The organism is Pantoea sp. MQR6 (assembly GCF_022761075.1).
GTDB lineage: Bacteria > Pseudomonadota > Gammaproteobacteria > Enterobacterales > Enterobacteriaceae > Pantoea > Pantoea phytostimulans.
In genome coordinates this window covers 264,429-289,424 of sequence record NZ_JAKYXB010000004.1, presented here as the reverse complement: position 1 = coordinate 289,424, position 24,996 = coordinate 264,429, and the positions used below count along the sequence as shown (strand labels likewise).

Genomic DNA, 24,996 nt, shown 5'->3' with positions numbered 1-24,996 from the left:
ATCGAAACTTTTGGCGATTTCAGGCTGAAATCGCCAAAAATAGTCGGATGGTCATGATTAAACCTATGCCGTGTTTACCACATTGCACTAGTAGACATTATGCTTTGCAATGAAAAACCACCCCAAAGAATGTTGACGAAATTTCACTGTGGTAACTTATGCAAGATATTGAATTTATTATTAATAACAGTGAAATAATGACAATAAAACTGGCGATTTCAGCCTGAAATTCCTGATGAAATTGGGGCTAACGTGAAGGACTGCCTTTGAATGGGATATAAAGAAAATAAACTTAAACGCTTAATACAGAAAAGGCCTGAAGGAAATCCCTTCAGGCCTTTTCACTTAAAATCACCTTTTAATTCGCTAAATACTTTTTCAATGTTTCAGAGATAACTTTGTCCAGCTCTTCCTGCAAATCTTTTGACTGCCGGTTAAACTCGTAGCTAAACATTCGACCACGCGTTTTTTTTCGTGCGAACCGATCTTTGTCAGCAAATGGCCACAAGCTTGTTGATGTCGTTTTATCTTTTTCAGGTTCTTTAACTAATGTCTGGCTGGCATTCCGAATCAATCGCAAGATATTATTTTTCACTTCATCTTCTGCCAGGCCTTCACGAGAACAGACAACATCAATCTCCATTGCGATATTATCAATTAACGTTTCAACAGACTGACCCGTTTCATTCAACTTATCTGCGGCTTGAAGCAACGCTTTGTAGTCGGGATAAGTCAGTTCTGAATGGTTTGGGAAAAGTGCTATTAAATCGGAGGGCACACTGGCAGCCTGTAATGCACGCGTGACTTTTGCCTGGGATAAACCCTGATTTTCTGCGATTTCCTTTTGAGAAAGACCGCCATCCTTTAACGCCAGTAAGCGCATACCGACTTCACGTAGATTGTGTTCACGAGCCGTTTGAATATCTTGTGCCAGCTTACGGGCTTCATCAGCAGTGATTTCGGCATCGGTAACTAAAACCTCAAGACCGGTTCTGCAATATATTGCAGCTGCACGACGGCGAGATCCATCAAGGATCTCAATCTTCCCGCCTTGCATCACGCCAATAGCAGGAAAGAACTGCTGAAGTTTAATTGTGCGAATAATGTCTCGCAAAGAGTCAGGTGTTAATCCCGCCTGATCACGCCCATTGGTTTCCATTACCACAAACGTTTTATCTTCAACTTCGTTAGCAGGAATACGCTCTGAACGAAACAATGCACGTTTTCCTGTCGAAAGAACAAACGTTTGTGCATGTGTCTCTGACGTGTCCTCTGTTTCCAAAGGAGTCTGGCTGAAGGTTCGGCCAATAGTGATTCTTTTTGCGCTCATAGAAACCTCAGTTCAGGCGGATAAATTCAATACGGTCAAACACGGCTTTAGCAAAATCCTCTGCCGCAGATCGGGCATTTTTTAATGCTTCACTGCTTCCAACATACGTTGAAGGATTAGCAGAGATAACAGTGTCAAAAGATTCTCCACAACGCTCAAATCCATCGAGGCGGGGAAGGGCAGCATCTAACATATCACCGCCGAAAATCTCTTTTGCCAGGCTGTGACAAAGCTTGTGGTCAGCTTTGTTAGAAAGCTTGGACATAAAACCGATGTTTCCCTGGAGACGACAAGTCGCACCCGATTCTTCAATAATGCCAATCAGCTCCGGCAGACGCGTGAGGTATTTAAGTGTCGAATGAAAATCAACTTGTGCAGGAGGTACCGGCGTCATCAACAAATCAGAGGCTGCAATGGCATTTTTAAGAAATGCATCCAGATGAGGACCACTGTCTATAAAGATGAAGTCGTAATCCTTGGTCAATTTAGCAATAACGTTATCGTATAAAACAGAATGGATGTTCTGTCCCGGCAAATGTTCGGAACACAGTTCATCCCAGCGAGAAGCGATGAATGCATCATCAATCGACGCAGGCAATACATGCACGCCAGGAATTATTGAAGGAACAATAAATTCATTAACCAGTTCATCTCGACTTACGTTTTGCAGCATAGCCTGAGCAGCAGTGGCTTCTACCAAGCCTACTGAACGTTCATGATTCAAAAACATAGTGGCCGAGGATTGTGGATCGAGGTCAATGACAAGAATACGTAAGTCTTCAAACAGAAGATGAGGATGGGCGCGCAGAGCATGTGCCAAAGAGACAGTAGAAACTGTTTTTGATACGCCACCTTTGAGATTACCGACAAACAAAGTGTAAGCATCAGAATGACGATCGCGATACTTTGCAACGCCACGATGGTGATAAATGTCGATAATATTTTGAATCGACATCGCATATTTTACCGAGGAGCCGGCGGCACGTTTGTCGAATTGATAACCACTCTCTTCCATTTCGTTAACCGCGTAATCCACACTTGCACGCGTTAATTTAGGGAGCTTGGCAAGAGCCGCTTTTGCATAAACCTGATAATAGGTATTTTCGTGTAACTCTTGTTTTTGTGCCTGAATTTGTTCCGTAAGGCTTAACAGCATCCGTTCTGAACGCTGAGCGACCTTCATGACCTGCTTATCATCGTTAGCCATACTTGTTCCACACATGTAGGATTTGTGACTTTATACCGAAATCCTGCTCATGAGGCAATTAATAATCACAAAAGAAGAAATGTTAAGTGGTGACACTTTTAACGTAAAATAGTGGTTTTACGTCATACGATGACTGCCAAAGTATGGGCCTGAACGCTTTTTAAACAGCGTGTTATGCTCATCCACTGTATTCAGTGGAAGTTAACTAGTGGGTTTAAACGCGTTTGAAATGTGACTACTAAGCGTCGCCAGGCAAGTTTCGATGACATTTACAGACAAAGATTCACTGTATTCAGTAAAAGTACGCGACAAGATAGTTGAGGTGTTCACTGTAATGAGTAAAAGCTAAACATTCACTGTAATCAGTTAAAACGTTCACTGTAATCAGCACGCCAGGAATTTTTAAACAAAAGGGGAGGGCAAAGACATTGGATCGTTCACTGTAGTCAGTAAACCACCGAACTAACGAACTAACGAACTAACGAACTAACGAACTAACGAACTAACGAACTAACAGCATGAGCTTGCGACGTAACGTCAGTAAAGAATCACCCCGCGTAAGCAGAAAAGAGAGGGAAGTAAACATTCACTATAATCAGTAGCAACGCTTTGATTGAAACATCCAATCTCATACAGCCACCAAAAATCCGCCCAACATTCACTGTAATCAGCAAAAACAGCGCTCATGCTTGTTATAAACATTCACTGTAATCAGTAAATTTTGTTGGAGGACAGCTATGAACGTTCACTGTAATCAGCAAAACTGCCCGTAAAAGCCTGAAGCATTCACTATAATCAGTAGGATCCAAACCGGGTTTACCGATCTCAACATTCACTGTAATCAGTAGAATAGGGTCAAACAGGATCAGAAGGATATTTCTTCGCCACATATTCACTGTATTCAGAATCGTCGATACAAGCGTGACAGAAAGATCTTCATATTTTGCGTGCGCTCTCGAACCAGGCACCGTTTAACATTCACTGTATTCAGTAAAATACAGGGTTTGAATAACAGGGCGGTTAACGCGATAAGTCCGCTTTTACGTTTTCAGCAGCCAACATACTGCATCAAACCTCACATCAAAGATTCACTGTAATCAGCTGTTGTCGTCCTCTATTTTGAGGCGTTGAGTGATTAAAGCTGAATGGCTGACTTACAGATACCAGGCAAGACATTCACTGTAATCAGTAAAAACCGGGGCAACGTTCACTGTAATCAGTAAAAAACGCTTAAAACATTCACTATAAGCAGTTAACGGCTCACCCTGTCACTTTTGTCACTGAATACAGTGAACACTCGAGCTAAATGCAGCTAAAATACCAATTCGCTTCTTTATTTTTATTAAATACAGTGAATATTCAATAAGTTAATTAGATTACATTCACTATAATCAGCGCAATGTCTGCAAGGAAACATTCACTGTAATCAGAAACAGTAAGACTGTGCCTTTAAACACGTCGGCTGTTCACTGTAATCAGTAGTAAACGGGTTGCAGTGCTCATCATGAATCTCGTCATAAACAATGCTGGTACTTGCTAACTCGTAATTCATTGAATTAACAGTGTTAATATTCTTTAGGAAGGAACACGTAAAAAAAGCAGGCAGCATGAAAATACTGAATACAGTGAACGTAACTGATTACAGTGAACATTGAGAATCACTGATTACAGTAAACGAACCGGAAAGATGCACTGTCACTTTTTGCACAAAAGTGACAGTGCCACGCGGGTTTTACTGATTACAGTGAAGGGCAGGGTTACTCTTCGAACTCGATGTCATCAAGTGCATCTATGCTTTCTAAGTTGCTAATGCCATCAAGCTTTGGTGTTCTGCTATGGATAATGAAAAACACAGAACGACCACGCTTAACCTCAGAATAATCGAGGTAGCCAATCTCTTTGAGCTGCTCCATTGCACGACGTACTACATGGTTTTGCGTTGTGGTTTTTGAGCCTAAATTAAGACGCATACGCAAACGTGCAAGTGAAATGGGAGCCGGGTTCGTTGGCAAGCTCTCAAGAAACGTATAGAGCGCCTGGGCGGACTCTTTACGCTTAAGACGTGAGATGGCCCTAAGTTGCAGTAAGACCTTGTGGTCGAAGTTATAGAGCTCAAATAGCTTAGGATCCGCTTGAATCCTCACGATATCTTTTTCACGATCGTAATAAGCTGATTGAACAAGGTGCGTATGATACGCCTTGCCGTTACCTTCGAAAGATAAAGTATTGGTCGCAATACGACGCAAAGAAGCATCAAGGCGCTTACGTAAAGCCGCTGAAGAGTTAGCCGAGGGGATACCACACATCTTAACAAAATCAATAAATGGCAGCGTTACGGTATCGCCTTTAGTGGGATAACGTGAAAATGACTGAATGATGCCGGCCCAGGTTTTAAAATCGTTATCCATATCCAGTCGAGCGCCGGTAATGGTAATCTTTTCATACCCTTCAGCTTTCACCAATGACAGATTTTTTAACTCTTTAGTCGCGTCGGTGGAGGCCATTGCACCAGATTTGCCGCGCGCTGTGGATTTCAGCGTCGGAACAAACAAACCAAGTCGCATTAAAGCAACGGGTTGGACGGTATTATTCTTGTTGGGATGAAGTTGAATAACTTCACCACTGTTTTTGGTTACCGACAGAAAAGGTTCTAGTAACGCTTTGTTTTCACTATCTTTATCTGCCATAGCCTGAGATCTTCATTCTGTGGATGAAAGGGATCGCTTTCTGATTACAGTGAACATTAGCACTGTTTACAGTGAACATTCTACTGTGCACAGTGAATAAAGTACTGATTATAGTGAACACTTTACTGATTACAGTGAACGCGATCACCTTCTCAGCCCTTGTCCCATGCGGCCTGCGACGATCGGGGATCTCTTAGGATCTATATAGGATCTCTTTATGATCGTTATTTAGGATCTACTCACTGTATAAGTGGATAACGTTGGAAATGCTAACCTTTCATCCCGCTTTATCTCAGATAAATAAAGATCTTTTCCAGACCAACATCGGCGTAAAGCGATTTCGCTCGGTTCACGATTTATAAACAACTTGCTCACTATTATTCATTTTTCATCAACACATCTGCGGCGTATGGTTATCGTCATGTACTATTAAACAAATAACGAGGCACCATGACTGATTTTGCTATCTCTCGTAATCCCACCACCGGTGAGATCCTTGCACGTTACCCTATGCAAAATGCGGCTGAATTAGAGCAAGCATTAAATACCAGCGCTCAGGCTTATTCTCAATGGCGACACAGCAGCATGGAAACCCGCGTTGCTGTGTTACGTCAATTGGGTCAGCAAATTCGCCAACGTGAAAATGAGCTTGCACGCAGCGTAACGTTAGAAATGGGGAAACCCATCACACAAGCGCGCGCAGAAGTGCTTAAGTGCGCCAATTTGTGCGACTGGTATGCAGAACATGGGCCAGCAATGTTGGCCGATCAACCTACTCACGTTCCTGATGCGTGGCAGACATTTCGCCCAATCGGCGTCATCCTTGCCGTCATGCCATGGAACTTCCCATTCTGGCAGGTTCTACGCGGCGCTGTGAGCATGTTGTTAGCGGGTAATACCTACATGCTAAAACATGCACCTAACGTCATGGGAAGCGCTACGTTGATGTCTGAGCTGTTTGATGCGACCGATCTTCCAAAAGGCGGTTTCAATCTCATCAATGTCGATAACGACGGCGTATCGGCTGCAATTAAAGACGACCGTATTGCCGCTGTTGCTGTAACAGGCAGCGTACGTGCAGGTGCAGCAATTGCATCGCAAGCTGGCGCAGCATTAAAGAAAACAGTGCTTGAGCTGGGTGGATCAGATCCTTTTATCGTATTAGCGGATGCTGACTTAGATGAAGCGGTGAAATCGGCGGTCATTGGTCGATATCAGAATACCGGGCAAGTCTGTATGGCGGCTAAACGGTTTATTGTCGAAGCATCCATTGCTGAAGCATTTGAATCACGGTTTACCGCTGCCGTAAAAGCATTAACGTTGGGCGACCCTTTGGATGAAAAAACTTTCCTGGGTCCTATGGCGCGTGCTGATTTACGTGACGAACTGAATGAGCAAGTGCAGGCAACGATCCGTGAGGGTGCTCGTCTGGTGTTAGGGGGATCAAAGCTGGAAGGGCAGGGAAACTATTACGCGCCGACCATCTTGTCTGACGTCACCACGGAAATGACAGCCTTCAAGCAGGAGTTATTCGGGCCAGTCGCTGCGATTGCGGTGGCTCGCGATCCAGAGCATGCCTTACAAATCGCTAACGACAGCGAGTTTGGATTGAGTGCAACAGTTTGGACCAGCAATGATGACATTGCCGATCACATGACGCAGCATTTGGAAGTTGGCGCGGTATTTATCAATGGCAACGGCGCCTCTGATCCTCGCGTAACAATTGGTGGCGTGAAGAAAAGTGGATACGGTCGTGAACTGTCGCATTTCGGCGTGCATGAGTTCTGCAACATCCAGACTGTATGGAAAAATCGCCGCTAACGGATTACTGCGCTGCGGGTAAATAAGCTGGCGCAGCCGATCCCTTTTTTTCACTGCGTGGACGCAATAATCTGTCCGGCGCGAAATCAGTAAGCATATCTGAACGAGCGCCGGCGATTATTTCTTCAGCCACTAAACGACCTAAAAGCGGTGCAAGTGTCATACCGCTGTGGGTCGCCATCAGATAAACACGTTGAGCTGACGTGACAAAACCCAGAGCAGGCAAGCCATCCGCAGGACGTGAGCGCTGACCCACTTCTATTCGCTCTATTCGGGCACCTTGCGCATTGGTAAACAGACGACGTAAACGCCGCAACATTTCAACGCTAATCATGCCATTCACATCAGCCGGCCGGGCAGGATCGGCGTGGTGGTCCAAATCCAGCGCCTGAAGCATCAATCGGCCGCCCCCATCGGGTCGCACGTTAAGTTCTGGGGTGATGATATTGCTATTGAGTTGGATGGGGAGCGGATTAGTGTATGCGAGAAAGCTGCAGGCGGTTTTATCCGCACGATTCGCATCCGTCATATCCAGTTCAAGTCCCAGTTGCCCAATTAATTCCGATGACCATCGTCCGGTAGCTAAAACAAGGTGATCACCTTGCCATTCTTGGCCGTCAGACAGCGTCAACGTTACATTTTCTTCGGTTTCATCCAGGGTGATAACTTCGCGGTTGACGCATACCTCTACGTTTTTTTCGCGCAAATCAGCCAATAACCGTGCAACGAACAAACTGGGATAGATCAAACATTCAGACGAGAAATGCCAGGCTTGTTGAATGCGCGGATCGAGTTGTATTTCAGGTAAAGCTTGCAACAGGCTATGACGATCCACTACGCGAAAAGGGTACTTCAGCGCGGCAAGCTTTTCTGCCCGCAATTCTAATTGTTTAAGGGTGAAAGCATCAGCTGCCCACTCCCAGGTTCCGGTTTCGAGAAGCCACGGCGCGTTTAAGCCGCTTTCATGTTGTAGCCGTTTGTGTTCGTCAATCGCGCTAGCATTGAGATGGTGATAGGTTTGCGGACTTTTGCCGTTAGCGTTTACCCATGCATAGCTAATCTGGCTGGTTCCACTGCCGGGTAAGCTTTTATCAAATACCGTAACCTGAGCACCTTGAATAGCCAGTGAACGCGCCACGGATAATCCCAGTACGCCTGCACCAATAACAGCAATACGCTGTGGCATCGTTGAACACCTCCCGAGAAGAAAACAGTAAGGCTGGCTCATCTGCATGTAAGCCAGCAGCCCTGAAGTGAGAAAATTAAGATCAACGATGCCGGGATTCACGTCAACCCAACTCTGTAACAAAGATCACACAGCTCAATCACGAACGCTTGGATCTTTCAGGCATCGGTCTTGTCAAACCAGGCGGAAAGCCGATCCGGCCGTCGCCATTCTTGAAGAGTGAATAAACGTCAGGACGTCGGCATTTGAAAGGCCATCGCAAGGTGGCTCTGTGTTTTAAATGTGTTCCATCACCAGTACCGCTAAGGTATCGGGCTCCAGCGCGCGGAAGATATGTGCCTCATCACCCGGATAGCTGATGTAATCACCCACTTCCAGTTCAACCGGCGAATCAATGGGGCCGACTAAAGCTCGCCCTTGCGTCAGAATCAAATGCTCAACCGTATTCGGTGGATGCGGCTGAGACTGGCGTTCGGAGCCAGGTTGGATATGCAGCAGATAGATATCGCGTCGCGCACCGGGTGGGCAGGTTGCTAATAAAACGGCCTGATAATCTGCATGTTCAGCCGTCACGGTCGGCCCTTCGCCACGGCGAATCACCTGCATCCGATTCGCTTCAGGTTCCATCAAGCGGGCGAAGGGAATATTCAACGCTACGCAAAGCGACCATAACGTTTCAATGCTGGGATTACCATTGCCTGCTTCCAGTTGAGAAAGTGTAGATTTCGCAATTCCGGCTCGACGAGCGACTTCTGCCAGCGATAAGCCTGCACGCTGACGCTCACGGATTAAACCGTTGGCAATGATGCTAATGGGCGTCGTCACGTTTACTCCTGTTTGATAAATCGAACGTAACGTTCGTCTTGTAATGCTATTTACTCAGGTTCATTATAATGGATAAATCGTTCGTTATGAGATGAAATTATTATGTTGCCGCAAAAAGAGATAGTGGGAAAAGGCGTCGTAAAAGCTATTTTCCTGGTCTGTATTGCTGATGGGATTGTTGGCTTGAGTTACGGCTCGCTGGCAACTGCCGATGGGTTTCCGCTTTGGGTTCCCCTTGCGCTCTCTACCTTGGTACTGGCGGGAGCGTCAGAGTTTTTGTTTATCGGTATCGTCGCAAGCGGCGGGAGTCCTCTTACTGCGGCAGCGGCAGGGCTTCTGGTTAATGCACGCCATTTACCGTTTGGCATCGCGGTTAAAGATTTGGTAGGACGCGGTTCTCGTGGTCTGCTCGGCTGCCATATTATGAATGATGAAAGCGTAGTATTTGGCATTTCTCAGCCTCAGCCTGAACAGCGGCGAGCAGCATTTTGGATCTGCGGCATAGGTATTGGGTTAATCTGGCCGATCAGCGTAATGACCGGAGCCGCCATTGGTCAGTTCATTCCTGACATCTCCACCATCGGCCTGGATGCCGTATTTCCCACCATTCTGATTGCGTTGATCTTTCCGGCATTGCGTCAACGCCGTACCCGGCTTCCGGCTTCAGTAGGGGCAGTGTTATCGCTTTCCGCCACGCCATTTGTTCCCGCAGGCATGCCGGTACTGTTTTCGTTATTGGGCTTGCTCGCCTGGAGATCACGCAAATGAATCAGCACGGCTTGATCATCGCCGGAATTGCATTGCTGGCGGTTGGGACGTATTTAATCCGTTTTGCGGGCGTGAAGTTGGGCAATCGCTTAGCCATAACCGAGCGTACTCAAAGCCTGCTGGCTGATGCTGCAACGGTATTATTGTTAGCCGTTGCCGCCACCAGCACGCTATTCGAAGGACAACATTTTGCCGGAATGGCGCGCGTACTTGGCGTTCTGTTTGCCATTTTTCTCGCCTGGCGCAAAGCCCCGCTGATTACGATTATTATCAGCGCTGCAGTGATGACGGCTCTATTACGTTACTTTGGCGTACCCTAATTCCCACACTGAACTCGGGATTTTGTCGCGGGGAAAATTATGCCAGGATGCATGAAAGTTAAATAATAGTTAATAATTTCAGGCATTCGATCTCATGTTTAACGCATTCTTTTCTCTGCGCTCAATCTACTCAACTCTGCTGTTAGCGCTGGTGGTGTTACTTCCTTCGACATCTTTGTTAGCCCGGCCTGAACTCAAGCCGCTGGGCGAAAACATCGCTGACATGGGTTCAACTTATTATCAATTTCAGACGCATTTCTTCACCTCTGCTGATGGCGAGCGTCGCTATAAAGTCTGGATTGGCATTCCTAAAAAAGCCGCTCCCGCAGCAGGTTATCCGGTTCTGTATATGCTGGATGGCAACGCGGCAATGGCGCGCTTAACGGAGTCGATGTTAAAACAGATGAGCAGCGAAGCGCCGCCCGTGCTGGTGGCGGTAGGCTACGACACCAATCTCCCTTTTGACGTGGCCGCGCGCAGTTTTGACTACACACCGGCAGGCGAAAATCTTGAACAAGATCAGCGGATGCGAGGCAGAAAGGGCGGCGGAAGCGCTGAGTTTCGTCAGCTTCTTTTAAATGAAATCGTGCCGTATGTCGAAAAGCAAGCCCCCAGCAATCCTCTTAAACGCGGCATTTGGGGACACTCCTTCGGTGGCCTGTTTGTGCTTGATTCCTATTACAACACAACATGGTTTCACAACTACTTTGCTGCTGCGCCATCATTAGGTTGGGCAAACCAACGCATTATCGCGTTGGCTGAAGAGAGTGATCCGGCGCGCTTGCAGCACAAATCGCTTTATTTGATGGAAGGTGATGGCGTGACCGAACAACGTAAAGGCCACTCGAGTGATCTCAAGCACGAAGAGGGCCAATTAATGCAGATACTTGAACACAAAGGTGGAGATTTGCATCTGTCACGTTATCCGGGCCAAACGCACGGGCAAATATTACCGTCTTCCCTCACCGATACGCTGCGCATCATGTCGAATAATCAAAATTGAGATGAGCAGGATCTTTATTGTCGCTACTCTCAGGCTTCACATCATCATGGTTTTCCATTAGCTTATGGGAAATGATTGTTTCCTAAATAAGGTAAATTGATGCGTGACCCAACGACTCTCAAAGATCGGGGACGGCCTCGTGAATTCCAGTTGGAAGCGGTGCTGGATAGCGCCATGCTGGTGTTCCGTGAGAAAGGCTTTCATGCCACATCCATGAGCGATCTCAGTAAAGCGATGCAGCTTACCACTGGCAGCATCTACAAAGCTTTCAGCGATAAAAATCAGCTATTTACACAAGTCTTTTCCCGCTATCTGTCGCTGCGCAACAGCGATCTACGTAGCCGACTGGCAACGTGCGAAACAGGTTTATCACGTCTGGAAGCGCTATTGGTTTTTTATGTTGAATCGGTGCGAGATATAGAAGGGCAGCGCGGTTGTCTGGTTGCAGGTAGTGCTGTTGAACTGCAAACACTTGATCACGATCTCGCGGACGCAGTCAGCGAAGCACTGATGCGTAATTTAAAGAATATCCAGCTTTTAATTCAGCAAGGTCAGCAGGATGGATCAATCAACGCGGAGTTGAATGCAGATGCCACAGCTTCATTGATGCTGTGCATTGTGCTGGGCATGCGCGTAGCCGGAAAAATTCCCCAAACGCGTCCTGACGAAAGCATTGTGCCGTTGGCGTTAAAGATCCTTAACTAAAATTTTAGCTGATTAAGGCGTGATCATTCCCTAAAAAACGATTCAGGAGAAAATCGATAGCGTATGTTTCACAAGTACGACGACGTGAGTCACCATGCCCGACGGGCCTTATGGCCCTTCACGAGACCTTTTCTGAACCCACCACGCTGACCCCCGGCAAATTACCCCTGCCACGTATCATCCGTTTCCTACGCGACAAGAAGACCGGGCTGATTAATGTTTCCCGGTAAACCCTGCATCATGTTTTCAGCCCGGCAGCTGAGCGAACGAACGTTTCACTGCCGGCGATTGATTCATTTAGCACACCTCATTAAACAGCCTGGACTCCTCACAGTCGGGCATGGAGAGCAACACCATGAACAAGAACATTATCGCACTGGCCATCCTGGCAGGTGCCGCTTTCGCTTCTGCGGCAAACGCAGCAAGCGGCACTATCGACTTCACCGGCAGCGTGACGTCGGCTTCCTGTACCATCGACGCCGCGTCTCAAGCCCAGACCGTTGCCCTCGGTAACGTCGGTACCAGCGATTTCGGCACGGCCGGCTCTACCTCAGGTAGCGGCAAAATCACCGTGGTACTGAGCGCCTGTCCGGCCGCGGCAACCACCGCCGCAGTAAGCTTCGGCGGCCCGGCTGATCCTGTAAACAGCAACCTGCTGGCGCTGAGCCCGGCCTCTACCGCTAAAAACGTGGCCATTGCTCTGTTCGAAGATGACAGCACCACGGCTATTCCGCTGGCGTCCAAGTCTAAAACCTATCCGCTGAGCACCGCAGCCGACACCACGCTGACCTACTTTGCCAAGTATCAGTCGACGGCTGCCACCGTGACAGAAGGCTCGGCGAACGCCGCTGCTGACTTCACCGTGCTGTATAACTGATACCCCGGAACACGGATGTCATTAACCTGCCGCTCGCGGCGGGTTTTTTTGCCGGATTAACGATAAAAGAGTGAAGGAAAAAAGATGTCTCGCTTATTAACGGGCCTGTGTTTTTTGAGTCTTCTTGGTTTAGCCGCGCTGCAGTCTGCCCAGGCGGGCGTGATTATCGGTGGGACGCGCATTATTTATCATGCGGATAAAAAAGAGACCTCCATTTCGGTAAAGAACCCTGAAAAAACAGCACCCTTCCTGATTCAGTCATGGGTGGAAACCTATCCGGAAGCCACGGCAGACAAGCCCCCGTTTATTATTACGCCCCCGCTGTTTCGACTCGATGCGGGCAAAGAAAACATTGTCCGCATTGTGCGCACGGGCGGAAGCTTACCCGAAGACCGGGAGTCAGTGTTCTGGGCAAACATCAAGTCTATTCCGGCGTCTGAAAGCACCGACACAAACCGCTTACTCATCTCCGTTAAGACCAAAATCAAACTGTTCTACCGTCCGTCCGCGTTGAAAGAGAATGCTGGCAGTGCCTATAAGAAGCTGGCGTTTGCCGTTCGCGGTGACAAGCTGGTTATCACGAATCCCACGCCATATTACGTCTCGTTTAACAGCATCACCGTGGGCTACACGCCACTGAAAGCGCCGGGCATGATCGCCCCGAAATCCGTCCTGGAGCTGCCGTTAATGAAGGCCCGAGGCGGTTCAGTCAGCTGGACAGCCATAAATGATTTTGGTGGTGTGACCGGCGCCGAGACGCGTCAGCTGTAATTAACCCCCCTCCTTTTAGCTAATCCTTACTCCGCCCGGCTGATGTTTCTGCCGGGCCTGAGCGGCTGCGCCTGAAAATCACCAAGCGGAAATATGAACGATGACCTCAACGATAAAAAAATCAATAATAAAATCAATGCGTCACCCTATTAATAATACATTTCAGAACGAATTTCAGGCGGTCCGCGGGTTGCCTTATTCGACAGTAGCCTGTTTTGTGGCTGCCGGTATTTTATCCGGTCTCTGTCTGACGGCTTCACCCGCCGCCGCCGCCGACTATTTCGACCCTGCTGCGCTGGAATTAAAAGAGAGCAGCGCGGCCGAAAGTGACCTCAGACAGTTTTCCACGGCTGGCGGGCAGTTGCCCGGCGTCTATCTCGTCGATGTTTATCTCAACGGCAACCAGGTCGGCACCCGCGACGTCACATTTGTCGACGGCGGGGGCAGGCTGCTGCCCGAATTCACGCCCGCCGAATTAAGCGCGATGGGGGTGAAAAATGAAGCCTTCCCGTTGCTGAACCTGATGCGTCAGGACCAGGCGCTGAGCAACCTGGGTGAGCTTATCCCTGACGCCGACAGCCGCTTTGATTTCAGCCAGCAGCGCCTTGACGTGAGCATTCCGCAGGCGGCGCTGAACATTGAGGCCCGTAATGCTGTTAATCCTGCGTTGTGGGATCAGGGGCTGACCTCGGCCCGGCTGAACTACAGCTATAGCGGGGCCAACACTGACTACGGCACGGGCCGCAGCCGCAGTAACTTCTTCAATTTGCGCAGCGGCTTTAACGCCGGTGCCTGGCGTCTGCGTAACTATTCTACCTATGCAGGCAGCGGGCAGAAGAGAGCCAGCTGGCAGAGCATCAGTACGTACGCACAGCGTGACGTACAGCCCTTAAAAGGCCAGCTTACCCTCGGCGACAGCGCCACGCCTGGCGAGGTGTTTGACAGCGTGCCGTTTAGGGGCGTGCAGCTGGTGTCTGACAACAATATGCTGCCCGACAGCCTGCGCGGTTTTGCCCCGGTTATCCGTGGCATTGCGCAGTCTAACGCGCAGGTGACAGTGCGTCAGAACGGTTACGTGATTTACCAGACTTACGTGGCGCCGGGTGCGTTCACCATTACTGACCTGTATCCGACCGCTTCGAGCGGGGATCTGGAAGTGGTTATCCGCGAAGCTGACGGTTCAGAGCGGGTCTCCCTGCAGCCCTTCTCTGCGGTGCCTATCATGCAGCGCGAAGGGCAGTTGAAATATGCCGCGACGGCGGGGCGCTACCGCACCGCTTACCTGAGCGGCAATACGCCGAATTTTGTTCAAGGAACGGCAATTTATGGCCTGCCACTGTCCAGCACGGTGTACGGCGGGGTGCAGGCGTCTGGCAACTATCAGTCAGCGGCGCTGGGACTGGGGCACAGCTTTGGTCACTGGGGTTCTGTCTCCATGGATGCAACGCAGGCACAGGCCACATTACGCGATGACTCCACGCACCGCGGCCAGTCTTTCCGCTTTCAATACGCCAAAGATATTGCCGCGACGGGCACCACCTTCACGCTGGCGGGATATCGCTACTCCACGTCAGGGTTCTTCAGCATGCAGGAAGCGAACGAAGTGGACGTCCGCCAGGATGAGGTATGGCGTTTACGGTACAACAAACGCAGCCAGGCAATGCTCAACCTCAACCAGTCGCTCAGAGAGTACGGCAGCGTTTATATCTCGGCCTCGCAGCAGGACTACTGGCAGCAAACCGGCAGTGAGCGCAATATTTCAGCCGGCTATTATCTGACCCATGGCGGTGTGAACTACGGCTTGAATTATACCCTGTCTCGGACGCCGGGCCTGGGCAGCGAAGACCGCCAGCTGGCGTTCAGCGTGCAGATCCCGCTTGACCGGTTTATGGCGGGCAGCTGGGCACGCTATGGCCTGACCCGCAGTAAGAGCGGCGGCACCACGCACAATGCCGGCTTGAGTGGCACGGCGCTTGAAGATAACAACTTGAACTATAGGGTTCAGCAGCGCTATGACCGTCGCGGTCAGGGCTATGGTGGCGACCTGAGCGGCACCTATAAAGGTACCTACGGCGAAGTCAGCGCCGGTTATAACTACGCCAGCAATGCCCGCCAGGTGAACTATGGTGCACAGGGCTCGGTGGTGGTGCACCCGTACGGCGTCACGTTTGGTCAGGCCACCGGTGAGACGGCCGTGCTGGTCCGCGCGCCGGGCGCAGACGGCGTCAGGGTTGAAAACCACACCGGAGTGAAAACCGACTGGCGTGGCTACAGTGTGGTGCCTTACGCCTCAACCTACCGCCATAACCGCATTGCGCTTGATACCGGTACGTACGGCGAAGACATGGACATCGATACCGCCACGTCGTCGGTGGTGCCGACGAAGGGCGCGCTGGTGCTGGCCGATTTTAAAACCCGCACCGGCAGCCGCGTGCTGGTCAACCTTAACCGCAGCGCAGGACCGGTCCCGTTTGGCGCCATGGCGACCCTTGACGGCGACGCTGGCAACAGTGGGATCGTGGGAGATGGCGGCCAGGTATATCTGAGCGGCGTGCCGCAAAGCGGCAGGTTAAACGTGTCATGGGGCAGTGGCGCAACGCAGCAGTGCCAGGCCGCCTTCACCCTGCCTGCGCAAACAAAACAAACCGTCGCTGTGAAAATCGTCACTGCGCTCTGCGAATAAGGAGTTACCCATGACCACATCTGATAAAAAAACGAAGGCATTGTTGCTCAGCCTTACCCTATCCCCATTATTTATCCTGTCTGAGTCGGCAATGGCAGCCTGTAATTGGGGAGCCGGGATATCCGCACCTGAGAACAAACCGCTCACCTTTGGCAGCGTGATGGTGCGGGCGGACGCTCCGGTGGGTACCGTTCTTGCCGTTGCCAGAACGGACGGTTATCACGGGTCGCAGGCTTTGTTTGTATGCGATAGCGCCTACGCCATACAGGGGACGCTCTTAAGCTTTCCCACACTCAGTGCTTACGGGAATAATGTCTATAACACGAATATCCGGGGCGTGGGCCTCCGTATAGGGGAGCCTTCTACAAAATTCCCTACTTTGGATGATATGTCCCCTAACGAGAATTTTTATTTAGATGGAGAAGGTGTAGTGGCACAGCTGGTCAAAACTGTGCCGGGTAGCGTCGGGGCCGGGCGGGTGATAGCGGGAACGCTCATAAAGTACGAAATTGTTTCCTACCCGGAGTTTCATGCTACGGCCTATCTGGGGAGCGACACCTATATCATTCCCGTTGCCTGCTCCATTAATAACACGGTCATTAACGTTAGGTTGGATAACGCTGTGGAAGCGGATTTCAGCGGCGTAGGCTCGGTTGCGAAACCCAAAGACTTTACTGTCGGGGTAAACTGCGCTTCGGGCACGCAGGTAAAAATGACTTTGGATGGAAAACTCGCGGGTCCGACAGGCGTACTGGCTCTCAACGCCGGTACGGACCAGGCGTCAGGCATAGGGATTCAGCTGCTTAAAGACGGCACGCCGGTGGATCTCGGTACCGAGCTGAACTTTGGCACCGCGACAATGACAGGGAATTTACTGCTACCGTTAACCGCGCGTTATTATCAGACGGCTGCTTCCATCGCTGGCGGAAAGACAAACGCCTCTGCCACGTTTACCATGACATATAATTAACGGCACGCAACGTATCGCCACCTCGCGTATCCAAACCCGTTGCTGGCGACTTTTTCACAACCTGAACCAGCCTAATTGTTCAGTAACATAAGTAGTTAAATTTATGCGGCGAGATTAATTATTAATAATATTGTTTATCCGCCGCATTATTCTTCGATTCCCCATTCACTTACCCTATCTCATTGATTTTTAAGCTTGTAATCGGCTCGATTCTGCATTGCTTTATCTGACGTGCTGTGAATAAATAAACGGTCGCAAATTTCACAAAACGGCTTATAACCGCCTTAAATATTATCCTGTCCGCGGAAAACAACGCTGACACCTTATTATCGAGCCTGCTATGAATGAAGATAAAAAGCTGCTGGCCGAGGAAATCAACGCCAGAGTAAAAGAACTTGAATCCCATTTAGTGGCGATTCGTCGTGATATTCATGCACATCCCGAATTAGGTTTTGATACGGTTCGCACGGCCAATTTGGTCACGCAACAATTACTGGCTTTGGGTTTGCAGCCCAAAACCGGCGTAGGCAGAACCGGCGTGATGGTAGATATTCATGGCGCTGAGCCAGGCAAAGTCGTGCTGCTGCGTGCCGACATGGACGCATTACCGATTCAAGAACAAACGGGTTTGCCGTTCAGCAGCACCTATCCCGGAAAAATGCACGCCTGTGGTCACGATATTCATACCGCGACGCTGCTCGGCGTAGCCGCTATTTTGCCGCACTATCGTCAACAGCTAAAAGGCACGGTACGCCTGATTTTTCAGCCAGCAGAAGAGACGCCTGACAGCGGTGCAGAAGCGATGATTGCCGATGGTGCAGCCGAAGGCATTGACTGGGCGATTACGCTGCACAATAAACCAGAGCTGGCAGCCGGTGAAATCGCGTTAACGCGCGGTGCGAGCACCGCATCCAGCGATGAGTTTGACGTGACGGTTCATGGCGTTTCCACCCATGCGGCACGTCCACACATGGGCAGCGATCCCATCATCGCCACCGTGCATTTGATCAGCCAACTGCAGACCATCATTTCACGCGAGCGTGACCCCGCGCACTCCGCAGTGCTGACGATTGGTCATATTCAGGGCGGCGCCACGCATAATATTATTCCCGACAGCTGCCTGTTTCAGGGCACCATCCGCACCAAATCGCCACAAGTGCGTGCTGATATGGAAGCATCGTTCAAGCGGATGTGCGAAGGTGTCGCTTTGGCGCAAAACGTGCGGATTGAGGTCAACTATCAGCGCGGCGTTCCGCCATTAATGAACGATGACACATTGATCGATACGCTGGAAACCATTCTCTCGCATCAATTTGATAAGCCGATCATCGCAAAACCCAGCGCCAGCTTTGGCGCGGAAGATTTTTCACTGTTTACTGAACGCGTTCCGGGATGCCAGATTCATATTGGTTCTGCTACGCCTGGACGCGACGATCATCTGCATAACTCCGATTATCAACCGGACGAACGCAGTATTGCCGCCGGGACGCAGGCGTTAACACGCCTCGCGATTGACTTGCTCTCCTAATATAAAAAATTGAGGTTTAGATGATGATGCGTAAAGGCTTGTTTGCTGTCTCCCTGGGAATGGTTCTGCTGAGTACGTCAGCGCTTACGTATGCTAAAGATTTTGGCACGTTGAAATTTGCCACTGAAGCCGCGTATCCGCCGTTTAACCAAACTACGCCAAGCGGCAAAATTGTTGGTTATGAGCCCGATATGGTGGCGGAGCTGGCAAAACGTGCGGGTTTCAAATATGAAATTATTGCGCAAAAATGGTCAGGTATGATTCCCGGCCTGATTGACGGTAAATATGATGCCGTCATTGATGCGGTCACTGTTACGCCTAAACGTGCCGAAGCGATCGATTTCACCCACGAATATACCGTTAGCATTTCCAGCTTTGTCACAGCAAAAACCTCACCTTTAGCTTCGTTGCCGGGCACCGGTACTGTGGTTGCCGCTGACGATGAAGCTGGCATGAAAAAGTCTATTGATGATTTGAAAGCCACCTTCAAAGGCAAAACCATTGCCGTGCAGGTCGCCACAATTCAGGCTGATTTCTTACAAAAGTATCTGGGCGACGTTGCGACAATTCGTACCTATCAAGCTGGCCCGGAAACTTTCGCCGACCTGATGAATGGCCGTGTTGATGCGGTTATGGCCTCGCGTACCAATCTTAATGCGTTTGTGAAAAAACACACCGACGCTATCAGCAGCAGCGGCTACGGTTTTACGGGTGGCGTGCTGGGAGCGGGTTCAGCAATTGGTTTGCGTAAAGGCAATGCCGAGCTGAAAGCGGCATTGGATGAGGCGCTGTTATCCATGATTAAAGACGGCACGCTGAGCAAACTCTCCATTAAATGGTTTGGCGAAGACGTCGCACCAAAAGCCTAATTGCCTATGTTTATGAATATTGATTGGCAAATACTTGGCTTCGGTGATGAAGGTTGGGGCGGCGTGTTGCTTAACGCCGCCACGGTTACTGTCACTGTTTCTCTGTGCGCCTGGTTTCTGGGCGCTATTTTAGGCAGTTTACTGTGCTGGATGCAGATCGCCGGTTCGCGCTGGCAACAGCGGCTGGCAGCGGGCTACATCACAGTATTTCGTGGTGTACCTGAGTTGCTGGTGATCTACCTGTTCTACTTTGGTGGACGTCAGGTGGTTTCTTCTGTTGGCACCGCGCTGGGTTTTCAGGGGCCGTTCGACGTTAATGGTTTTATCGCAGGCGCAATTGCAATTGGACTGATTTCCGGGGCTTATCAGAGCAGCGTATTTCGTGGTGCCTTTTACGCTATTCCAAAAGGGACGCTGGAAGCCGCAACGGTGACGGGCATGGGACGTCTGATGATGTTCCGTAGAATGATCGTGCCACAGGCGCTGCGCACCGCGCTTCCCGGCATGGGAAATCAGTGGCAATCGGTGATTAAAGAGTCGGCATTGGTGTCGGTAACCGGTTTGGTCGAAACCATGAATCAGGTTTCCACCGCCGCTAACTCAACGCAGATGTCCTTCTTCTTCTACAGCATAGGGGCCGTGATTTACCTGATAATCACCACCTGTTCAGACTTGGTTTTCCGCTACGTGGAAAAATTTGCCCTGCGCGGCCAACAGCGCGCGAATCTTTAAGGAGCCCACGTGGATTTCACTTTCTTGCAGGAAACGCTACTGGCGTTGCTCAAAGGATTGCCGCTGACCATTAATTTGGCGGTTCTGTCCTTGCTCGGCGGCGCTATCCTGGCGCTGCTGCTTAATCTGCTGCGTCAAACGCACATCGGCAGTTACGTTTGCCGCTTCTACGTTTGGCTGTTTCGCGGCACACCGCTACTGATCCAAATCTTCATGGTTTATTACGGCTTGGGCAGCTTACCCGCCATTCGTGAAAGTATTTTTTGGCCGTTGCTGCGCGATCCTTACTGGTGCGGATTACTGGCGCTGATCCTCAACGATGCGGCGTATACCTCAGAAATCTTGCGTGGCGGCTTGCGTGCCGTCAGCATTCAGTCACTGGAAGCGGCAAAAGTTTCTGGCATGTCGTCGCATAAGATCTTCACCCGCATCACGCTGCCCATTGCCATTCGCCAGGCATTACCGGCCTACAGCAATGAGATCATCTCAATGATCAAAGCCACTTCGCTGGTCAGCACTATCAGCCTGATGGAGATGACCGGTATTGCGGATTCCATTGTTTCGTCCACTTTCCGCGCACTGGAAGTGTTCCTGAGCGCCGCCGTGATTTATCTGCTACTCACCATGCTGGTTAGCAAAGGCGTCTCAATGCTGGAACGACGTTTATCACCTTACTATTTTGGAGCGCGGTCATGACCAAACCCACGATTATGCTGAGTCATCTCAGAAAGAGTTACGCGGGCCATGAAGTGCTGCACGATATCAGCCTGACGGCACACGACGGTGATGTTATTTCGCTGATTGGCGCCAGTGGCTCCGGTAAAAGTACCTTGCTGCGTTGCATTCCTTTCCTGGAAGTGCCTCAGGCTGGTGAGATTTCGGTGGGCGATGAAATCGTCTCTATCGATAACACGGAGGAAAAGCTCAGCCGTGAGCAGCGTCGTCGCATCAAGCTGATGCGTATGCAGCTTGGCTTTGTGTTTCAAAGTTTTAATCTGTGGCCGCATAAAACCGTGATGCAAAATATTATTGAAGCGCCGGTGCATGTGCAAAAGCGCAGTCACAAAGAGGCAATTGAAGAAGCCGAAGCGTTGCTGCACAAAGTGGGCTTGTATGCAAAGCGCGATGCCTGGCCTTCACAACTTTCGGGTGGGCAACAACAGCGCGTTGCGATTGCGCGTGCGCTGGCGCAGCAACCAAAAGCAATCCTGTTTGATGAACCGACTTCAGCACTCGATCCAGAACTGGTAGGAGAGGTGTTGCGCGTAATCCGCAGCCTGGCGGAAGAGGGGCGCACCATGATCATCGTGACCCATGAAATGGGTTTCGCCCGCGAAGTATCGAACAAAGCGGTGTTTCTGCATCAAGGAATCGTTGAGGAATCTGGCGCACCGGAGCAGGTATTCCTCGACCCTGTATCGCCACGTTGTCGCGCCTTTGTAAACAGCCATTTCCAGCGCAACGCGGGATAACGTTCTTTTATTTGATTACGTTCATTCAAGGATGAGTGACGTTTTTAATCAGGATTTCCTTCACGTGCCCTTGACGAATCCCCGTCCTTAAAATAAAACTAGAACCCGTCAGGGGAGTCTCGCCGAAGAGACTGAGAGGCTAATAGCGCAATGCGCGGCTTAGCGACCCTTAGAACCTGACCCAGTTGATACTGGCGTAGGAAGACCTGGATCTCAGTGCGTTGAGCTCCTTGCCGCAAGGGCCGATCCGCACTGCTCTCGCCTTTTTTCCTTTCATGTATCACGGGTCTTCGCTGTTAAACGACGAGGCCAATGTGATGAACTCTCCCAATGTAACTGCTTTACTCGCAGCCTCCGCATCATGAGCCGCTGGTCGGTTTTAGGCAGCGGTGTGTCAGGTTTATGTGTCGCCACGCTGCTGGTCGAACAGGGTGAATCCGTCGAAGTGATCAGCAAAGAGGATTGTCTTCCGGCTTCGCATTGGGCTGGCGGCATGCTGGCACCTTGGTGCGAAGCTGAAAGCGCACCTCAAGCGGTTATCGATTGGGGACAGCATTCCGCTGCGTGGTGGTCAAAACGTGTTGATGGCGTTGAACACAACGGCACGTTAGTTATTGCGCCGCCGCGTGATAGCCTGGAACTGACGCGCTTCGCAAAAATGACGTCGGAGCATCAATGGGTTGCACCGGGCGAAATCGAACCTGCGTTGGAAAATCGCTTCGCACGCGGCTTGTTCTTTTCAGGCGAAGCGCACCTAAATCCACGTGATGCTATGCAGCAACTGCGCGCAAAATTGCTGCAGGCCAATGTCTCTTTTCATAACGGCGAACCCAGCGGAAAAATCATTGATTGTCGCGGCATCCACGCTGCCGAAGACCAGCCTGCACTGCGCGCTGTGCGCGGTGAAATGCTGATCCTGCAAACTGATGAAGTTCAGTTCTCGCGCCCGGTTCGCCTGTTACACCCTCGATTCCCTTGCTATCTGGTGCCGCGAGCAGCAGGACGTTTTATGCTTGGTGCCACCATGGTGGAAAGTCATGACGACAGCCCAATCAGCGCGCGCGCCATGATGGAATTGCTTAGCGCGGCGTACACCCTTCATCCGGCACTGGCTGAAGCTCGCATTGTTGAAAGCGGCACCGGTCTGCGTCCCGCCTATCGCGATAACCTGCCTGAGGTTCGCTACCAACACGGCATATTTTCCTTAAACGGTATGTATCGGCATGGTTTTTTGCTGGCACCCATTATGGCTGAAAAACTGATGCAGCAACTGGCCCAGGAGGTTTTGTAATGCGTATTCAACTTAATGGTCGTCCGATCGAAACGGAAGCCAACACCTTGGCAGAACTGCTTCAAGAACAGCAGATAGATGCCAGCTGCGTCGCCAGCGCCGTGGACGGTGAATTTGTACCGCGATCTCGCTACGACGCTCAGCACATCACCGCAGGTTGTCAGCTAGAAATTTTGTCACCGATGCAGGGAGGTTAAGTATGTTTTACGATTTCCAACCCCAGTCGCGGTTTTTACTGGGAACCGCCGGTTATCCGTCGCCTGATGTGCTGGCGCAAGCGATTAGCGCATCGGGCACTGAAATTATTACGGTTAGCCTGCGCCGCGAGGGCAGTGCAGGTGGTGCATTCCGTGAACTGTTGAAGTCGCTGAACACGCGAATTCTGCCTAACACTGCCGGTTGTCACACAGTCAAAGAGGCGGTAACCACCGCGCAAATGGCACGCGAACTCTTCAATACATCCTGGATAAAACTGGAGGTCATTGGGCATGCCGACACGCTGCAACCCGATCCTTTTGCTTTGGTCGAAGCCGCACGCATTCTTTGCGCCGACGGTTTCAACGTTTTCCCTTACACCACGGAAGATCTTATTGTTGGCGAAAAATTACTGGAAGCGGGCTGTGAATTATTGATGCCTTGGGGCGCGCCTATCGGTTCCGGTCAGGGATTACGCAATATCGAAGGATTGCGTTCTATGCGTGCCTGGTTCAAGGGCATTCCGTTGATCATTGATGCCGGCATTGGCGCGCCGAGCCAGGCGGCACAGGCGATGGAAATGGGTTTTGACGGGATCCTGCTCAATACGGCTGTGGCAAAAGCACGCGATCCGGTGCGTATGGCGGGTGCGTTTGCCTCAGCAATCCATGCTGGCCTGGAAGCGCAGCAGGCAGGGATGATGGAACGCCGCGACATGGCAGCCGCTTCTACACCCATTTTCGGTTTGGCCGAGTTCAGTTGAGGATAAAAGATGAGTCGTTATCAGCGGCAATCAATGCTGCCAGAAATAGGCGATGCCGGGCAGCAGCGTCTGGCAAGCGCACGCGTGCTGGTGGTTGGTGCGGGTGGCTTGGGATCAACGCTACTGCCGCTGCTGGTGGGCGCTGGCGTAGGATTTATAAAGCTTTACGACGGTGACGTGGTTGAACTGCATAATCTTCACCGGCAAACGCTGTTTGGCATGGCAGATGTGGGTCACTCAAAAGCAGTATGCGCCCAGCGGGCGCTAGCGCAGCGCAATCCCGAATCGATTGTAGAAGCACATCCACACACACTGCGCGCCAGCATGATAAGTCATGCGCTTGATGGCATCGATATTGTGATCGACGCGGCTGATAATTTCGCTATTACCTATCAACTCTCTGACGTCTGCTATCCGCGCCATATTCCGCTGGTCTGCGCCTCGGTACTGGGCCGAACAGGTTATGTCGGAAGCTTCTGTGCAGATGCACCGAGCTATCGGGCACTTTTCCCTCAATTGCCTACTGCATCCGCCAACTGCAATACCGCGGGCGTAATGGGGCCAGCCGTGGCAACGCTTGGTGCATTACAGGCACAAATGGCGCTCAGCATCTTGCTGCAACTCAAGCCGTCGCCCCTCGGTTGTATGATCAAGTGCGATTTTGTCGAGTGGCACGTGAGGCAGTTCCGCTTTGATGATGCGGAGGAGCCGGCGCATCCCGGCGTGCCGTTTATCGACCTACAACTGCTTACGCCTGAAGATTGTATTATTGATCTGCGCAGTGTTATGGAAGCGCCAACCAGCATCGCTGACAATGTTCTGCGTCTGTTGCCTGATGAGCTTGCAGCCTGGCAGGCACCTGAAGAACAGCGCATTGTACTGGTGTGTGCCAGCGGAATGCGTGCGGCTAAGGCTGCGCAGGCACTGGAGCAACGTGGGCATTGCCGATTAGCAATAATTGCAGCGAATCAATGTTAAACATTGCGTGAGTAA

General features: G+C 50.6%; 23 protein-coding genes and 1 riboswitch. Of the genes, 18 read left to right on the top strand and 5 right to left on the bottom strand.

Annotated elements, in window-relative coordinates; translation table 11 throughout:
* Positions 1-358 precede the first annotated feature (358 nt).
* From MUG06_RS16535 to MUG06_RS16525, 3 genes are all read right to left on the bottom strand, one after another.
* Positions 359-1,330, bottom strand: coding sequence for a ParB family protein (locus MUG06_RS16535; protein ID WP_243079287.1), 972 nt, complete (start codon positions 1,328-1,330; stop codon positions 359-361).
* A gap of 7 nt (positions 1,331-1,337) precedes the next feature.
* Positions 1,338-2,537 (bottom strand): AAA family ATPase, encoded by a 1,200-nt coding sequence (locus MUG06_RS16530; RefSeq protein WP_215848524.1) that lies wholly within the window; start codon positions 2,535-2,537, stop codon positions 1,338-1,340.
* Between the two features lie 1,757 nt (positions 2,538-4,294).
* On the bottom strand, positions 4,295-5,224 hold the full coding sequence (locus MUG06_RS16525) for a RepB family plasmid replication initiator protein (protein ID WP_243079286.1): 930 nt from the start codon (positions 5,222-5,224) through the stop codon (positions 4,295-4,297).
* A 450-nt stretch (positions 5,225-5,674) separates the two neighbouring features.
* On the opposite strand from MUG06_RS16525, the gene MUG06_RS16520 reads away from it, so the two are divergent.
* Entirely contained in the window at positions 5,675-7,045 is a 1,371-nt protein-coding gene (locus tag MUG06_RS16520; RefSeq protein ID WP_215848527.1) for an aldehyde dehydrogenase family protein, read from the top strand.
* A gap of 4 nt (positions 7,046-7,049) precedes the next feature.
* Here the strand turns inward: MUG06_RS16520 and MUG06_RS16515 are convergent, their stop codons facing one another.
* Both MUG06_RS16515 and MUG06_RS16510 read right to left on the bottom strand, forming a co-directional pair.
* Positions 7,050-8,231 (bottom strand): FAD-binding oxidoreductase, encoded by a 1,182-nt coding sequence (locus MUG06_RS16515; RefSeq protein WP_243079285.1) that lies wholly within the window; start codon positions 8,229-8,231, stop codon positions 7,050-7,052.
* 276 nt (positions 8,232-8,507) lie between these two features.
* Positions 8,508-9,056, bottom strand: a complete 549-nt coding sequence (locus tag MUG06_RS16510) for an XRE family transcriptional regulator (protein WP_215848528.1) — start codon at positions 9,054-9,056, stop codon at positions 8,508-8,510.
* 102 nt (positions 9,057-9,158) lie between these two features.
* On the opposite strand from MUG06_RS16510, the gene MUG06_RS16505 reads away from it, so the two are divergent.
* The 17 genes from MUG06_RS16505 (at position 9,159) to MUG06_RS16425 (ending at position 24,981) form a co-directional block, all read left to right on the top strand.
* Positions 9,159-9,824, top strand: coding sequence for an AzlC family ABC transporter permease (locus MUG06_RS16505; protein WP_243079284.1), 666 nt, complete (start codon positions 9,159-9,161; stop codon positions 9,822-9,824).
* A complete protein-coding gene (locus MUG06_RS16500) occupies positions 9,821-10,144 on the top strand; it encodes an AzlD domain-containing protein (RefSeq protein WP_243079283.1) in 324 nt (107 codons plus the stop codon). The genes MUG06_RS16505 and MUG06_RS16500 overlap by 4 nt, the downstream gene beginning before the upstream one ends.
* A 94-nt stretch (positions 10,145-10,238) precedes the next feature.
* Entirely contained in the window at positions 10,239-11,147 is a 909-nt protein-coding gene (locus MUG06_RS16495) for an alpha/beta hydrolase (protein WP_243079282.1), read from the top strand.
* 99 nt (positions 11,148-11,246) lie between these two features.
* Positions 11,247-11,852, top strand: coding sequence for a TetR/AcrR family transcriptional regulator (locus tag MUG06_RS16490; protein ID WP_243079281.1), 606 nt, complete (start codon positions 11,247-11,249; stop codon positions 11,850-11,852).
* A 355-nt stretch (positions 11,853-12,207) separates the two neighbouring features.
* Positions 12,208-12,729 (top strand): fimbrial protein, encoded by a 522-nt coding sequence (locus MUG06_RS16485; RefSeq protein WP_215848533.1) that lies wholly within the window; start codon positions 12,208-12,210, stop codon positions 12,727-12,729.
* Positions 12,730-12,813: 84 nt separating this feature from the next.
* Positions 12,814-13,500, top strand: a complete 687-nt coding sequence (locus tag MUG06_RS16480; RefSeq protein ID WP_243079280.1) for a molecular chaperone — start codon at positions 12,814-12,816, stop codon at positions 13,498-13,500.
* A 217-nt stretch (positions 13,501-13,717) separates the two neighbouring features.
* Positions 13,718-16,183, top strand: a complete 2,466-nt coding sequence (locus MUG06_RS16475; RefSeq protein ID WP_243079433.1) for a fimbria/pilus outer membrane usher protein — start codon at positions 13,718-13,720, stop codon at positions 16,181-16,183.
* A gap of 10 nt (positions 16,184-16,193) precedes the next feature.
* Entirely contained in the window at positions 16,194-17,153 is a 960-nt protein-coding gene (locus tag MUG06_RS16470; protein WP_243079279.1) for a fimbrial protein, read from the top strand.
* A gap of 340 nt (positions 17,154-17,493) precedes the next feature.
* Positions 17,494-18,681, top strand: coding sequence for a M20 family metallopeptidase (locus tag MUG06_RS16465; RefSeq protein WP_243079278.1), 1,188 nt, complete (start codon positions 17,494-17,496; stop codon positions 18,679-18,681).
* A 23-nt stretch (positions 18,682-18,704) separates the two neighbouring features.
* Positions 18,705-19,550, top strand: a complete 846-nt coding sequence (locus tag MUG06_RS16460; RefSeq protein ID WP_332627047.1) for a transporter substrate-binding domain-containing protein — start codon at positions 18,705-18,707, stop codon at positions 19,548-19,550.
* 6 nt (positions 19,551-19,556) lie between these two features.
* Positions 19,557-20,282 carry an ABC transporter permease subunit gene (locus tag MUG06_RS16455; protein WP_243079276.1) on the top strand — a complete coding sequence of 242 codons (726 nt, stop codon included), beginning with the start codon at positions 19,557-19,559 and terminating at the stop codon, positions 20,280-20,282.
* Positions 20,283-20,291: 9 nt separating this feature from the next.
* The gene (locus tag MUG06_RS16450) at positions 20,292-20,978 is read left to right on the top strand and encodes an ABC transporter permease subunit (RefSeq protein WP_243079275.1); all 687 of its coding nucleotides are present in this window, start codon (positions 20,292-20,294) and stop codon (positions 20,976-20,978) included.
* On the top strand, positions 20,975-21,754 hold the full coding sequence (locus MUG06_RS16445) for an ATP-binding cassette domain-containing protein (protein WP_243079274.1): 780 nt from the start codon (positions 20,975-20,977) through the stop codon (positions 21,752-21,754). Before MUG06_RS16450 ends, MUG06_RS16445 begins: the two co-directional genes overlap by 4 nt.
* A 100-nt stretch (positions 21,755-21,854) precedes the next feature.
* Positions 21,855-21,974, top strand: a riboswitch (TPP riboswitch).
* A 141-nt stretch (positions 21,975-22,115) separates the two neighbouring features.
* Positions 22,116-23,045, top strand: a complete 930-nt coding sequence (locus MUG06_RS16440; RefSeq protein ID WP_243079273.1) for an FAD-dependent oxidoreductase — start codon at positions 22,116-22,118, stop codon at positions 23,043-23,045.
* The gene (gene thiS, locus MUG06_RS16435; protein ID WP_215848542.1) at positions 23,045-23,242 is read left to right on the top strand and encodes a sulfur carrier protein ThiS; all 198 of its coding nucleotides are present in this window, start codon (positions 23,045-23,047) and stop codon (positions 23,240-23,242) included. Before MUG06_RS16440 ends, thiS begins: the two co-directional genes overlap by 1 nt.
* 2 nt (positions 23,243-23,244) lie before the next feature.
* The gene (locus MUG06_RS16430; RefSeq protein ID WP_243079272.1) at positions 23,245-24,003 is read left to right on the top strand and encodes a thiazole synthase; all 759 of its coding nucleotides are present in this window, start codon (positions 23,245-23,247) and stop codon (positions 24,001-24,003) included.
* Positions 24,004-24,012: 9 nt separating this feature from the next.
* Entirely contained in the window at positions 24,013-24,981 is a 969-nt protein-coding gene (locus tag MUG06_RS16425) for a HesA/MoeB/ThiF family protein (protein ID WP_243079271.1), read from the top strand.
* The last annotated feature ends 15 nt before the right edge of the window (positions 24,982-24,996 follow it).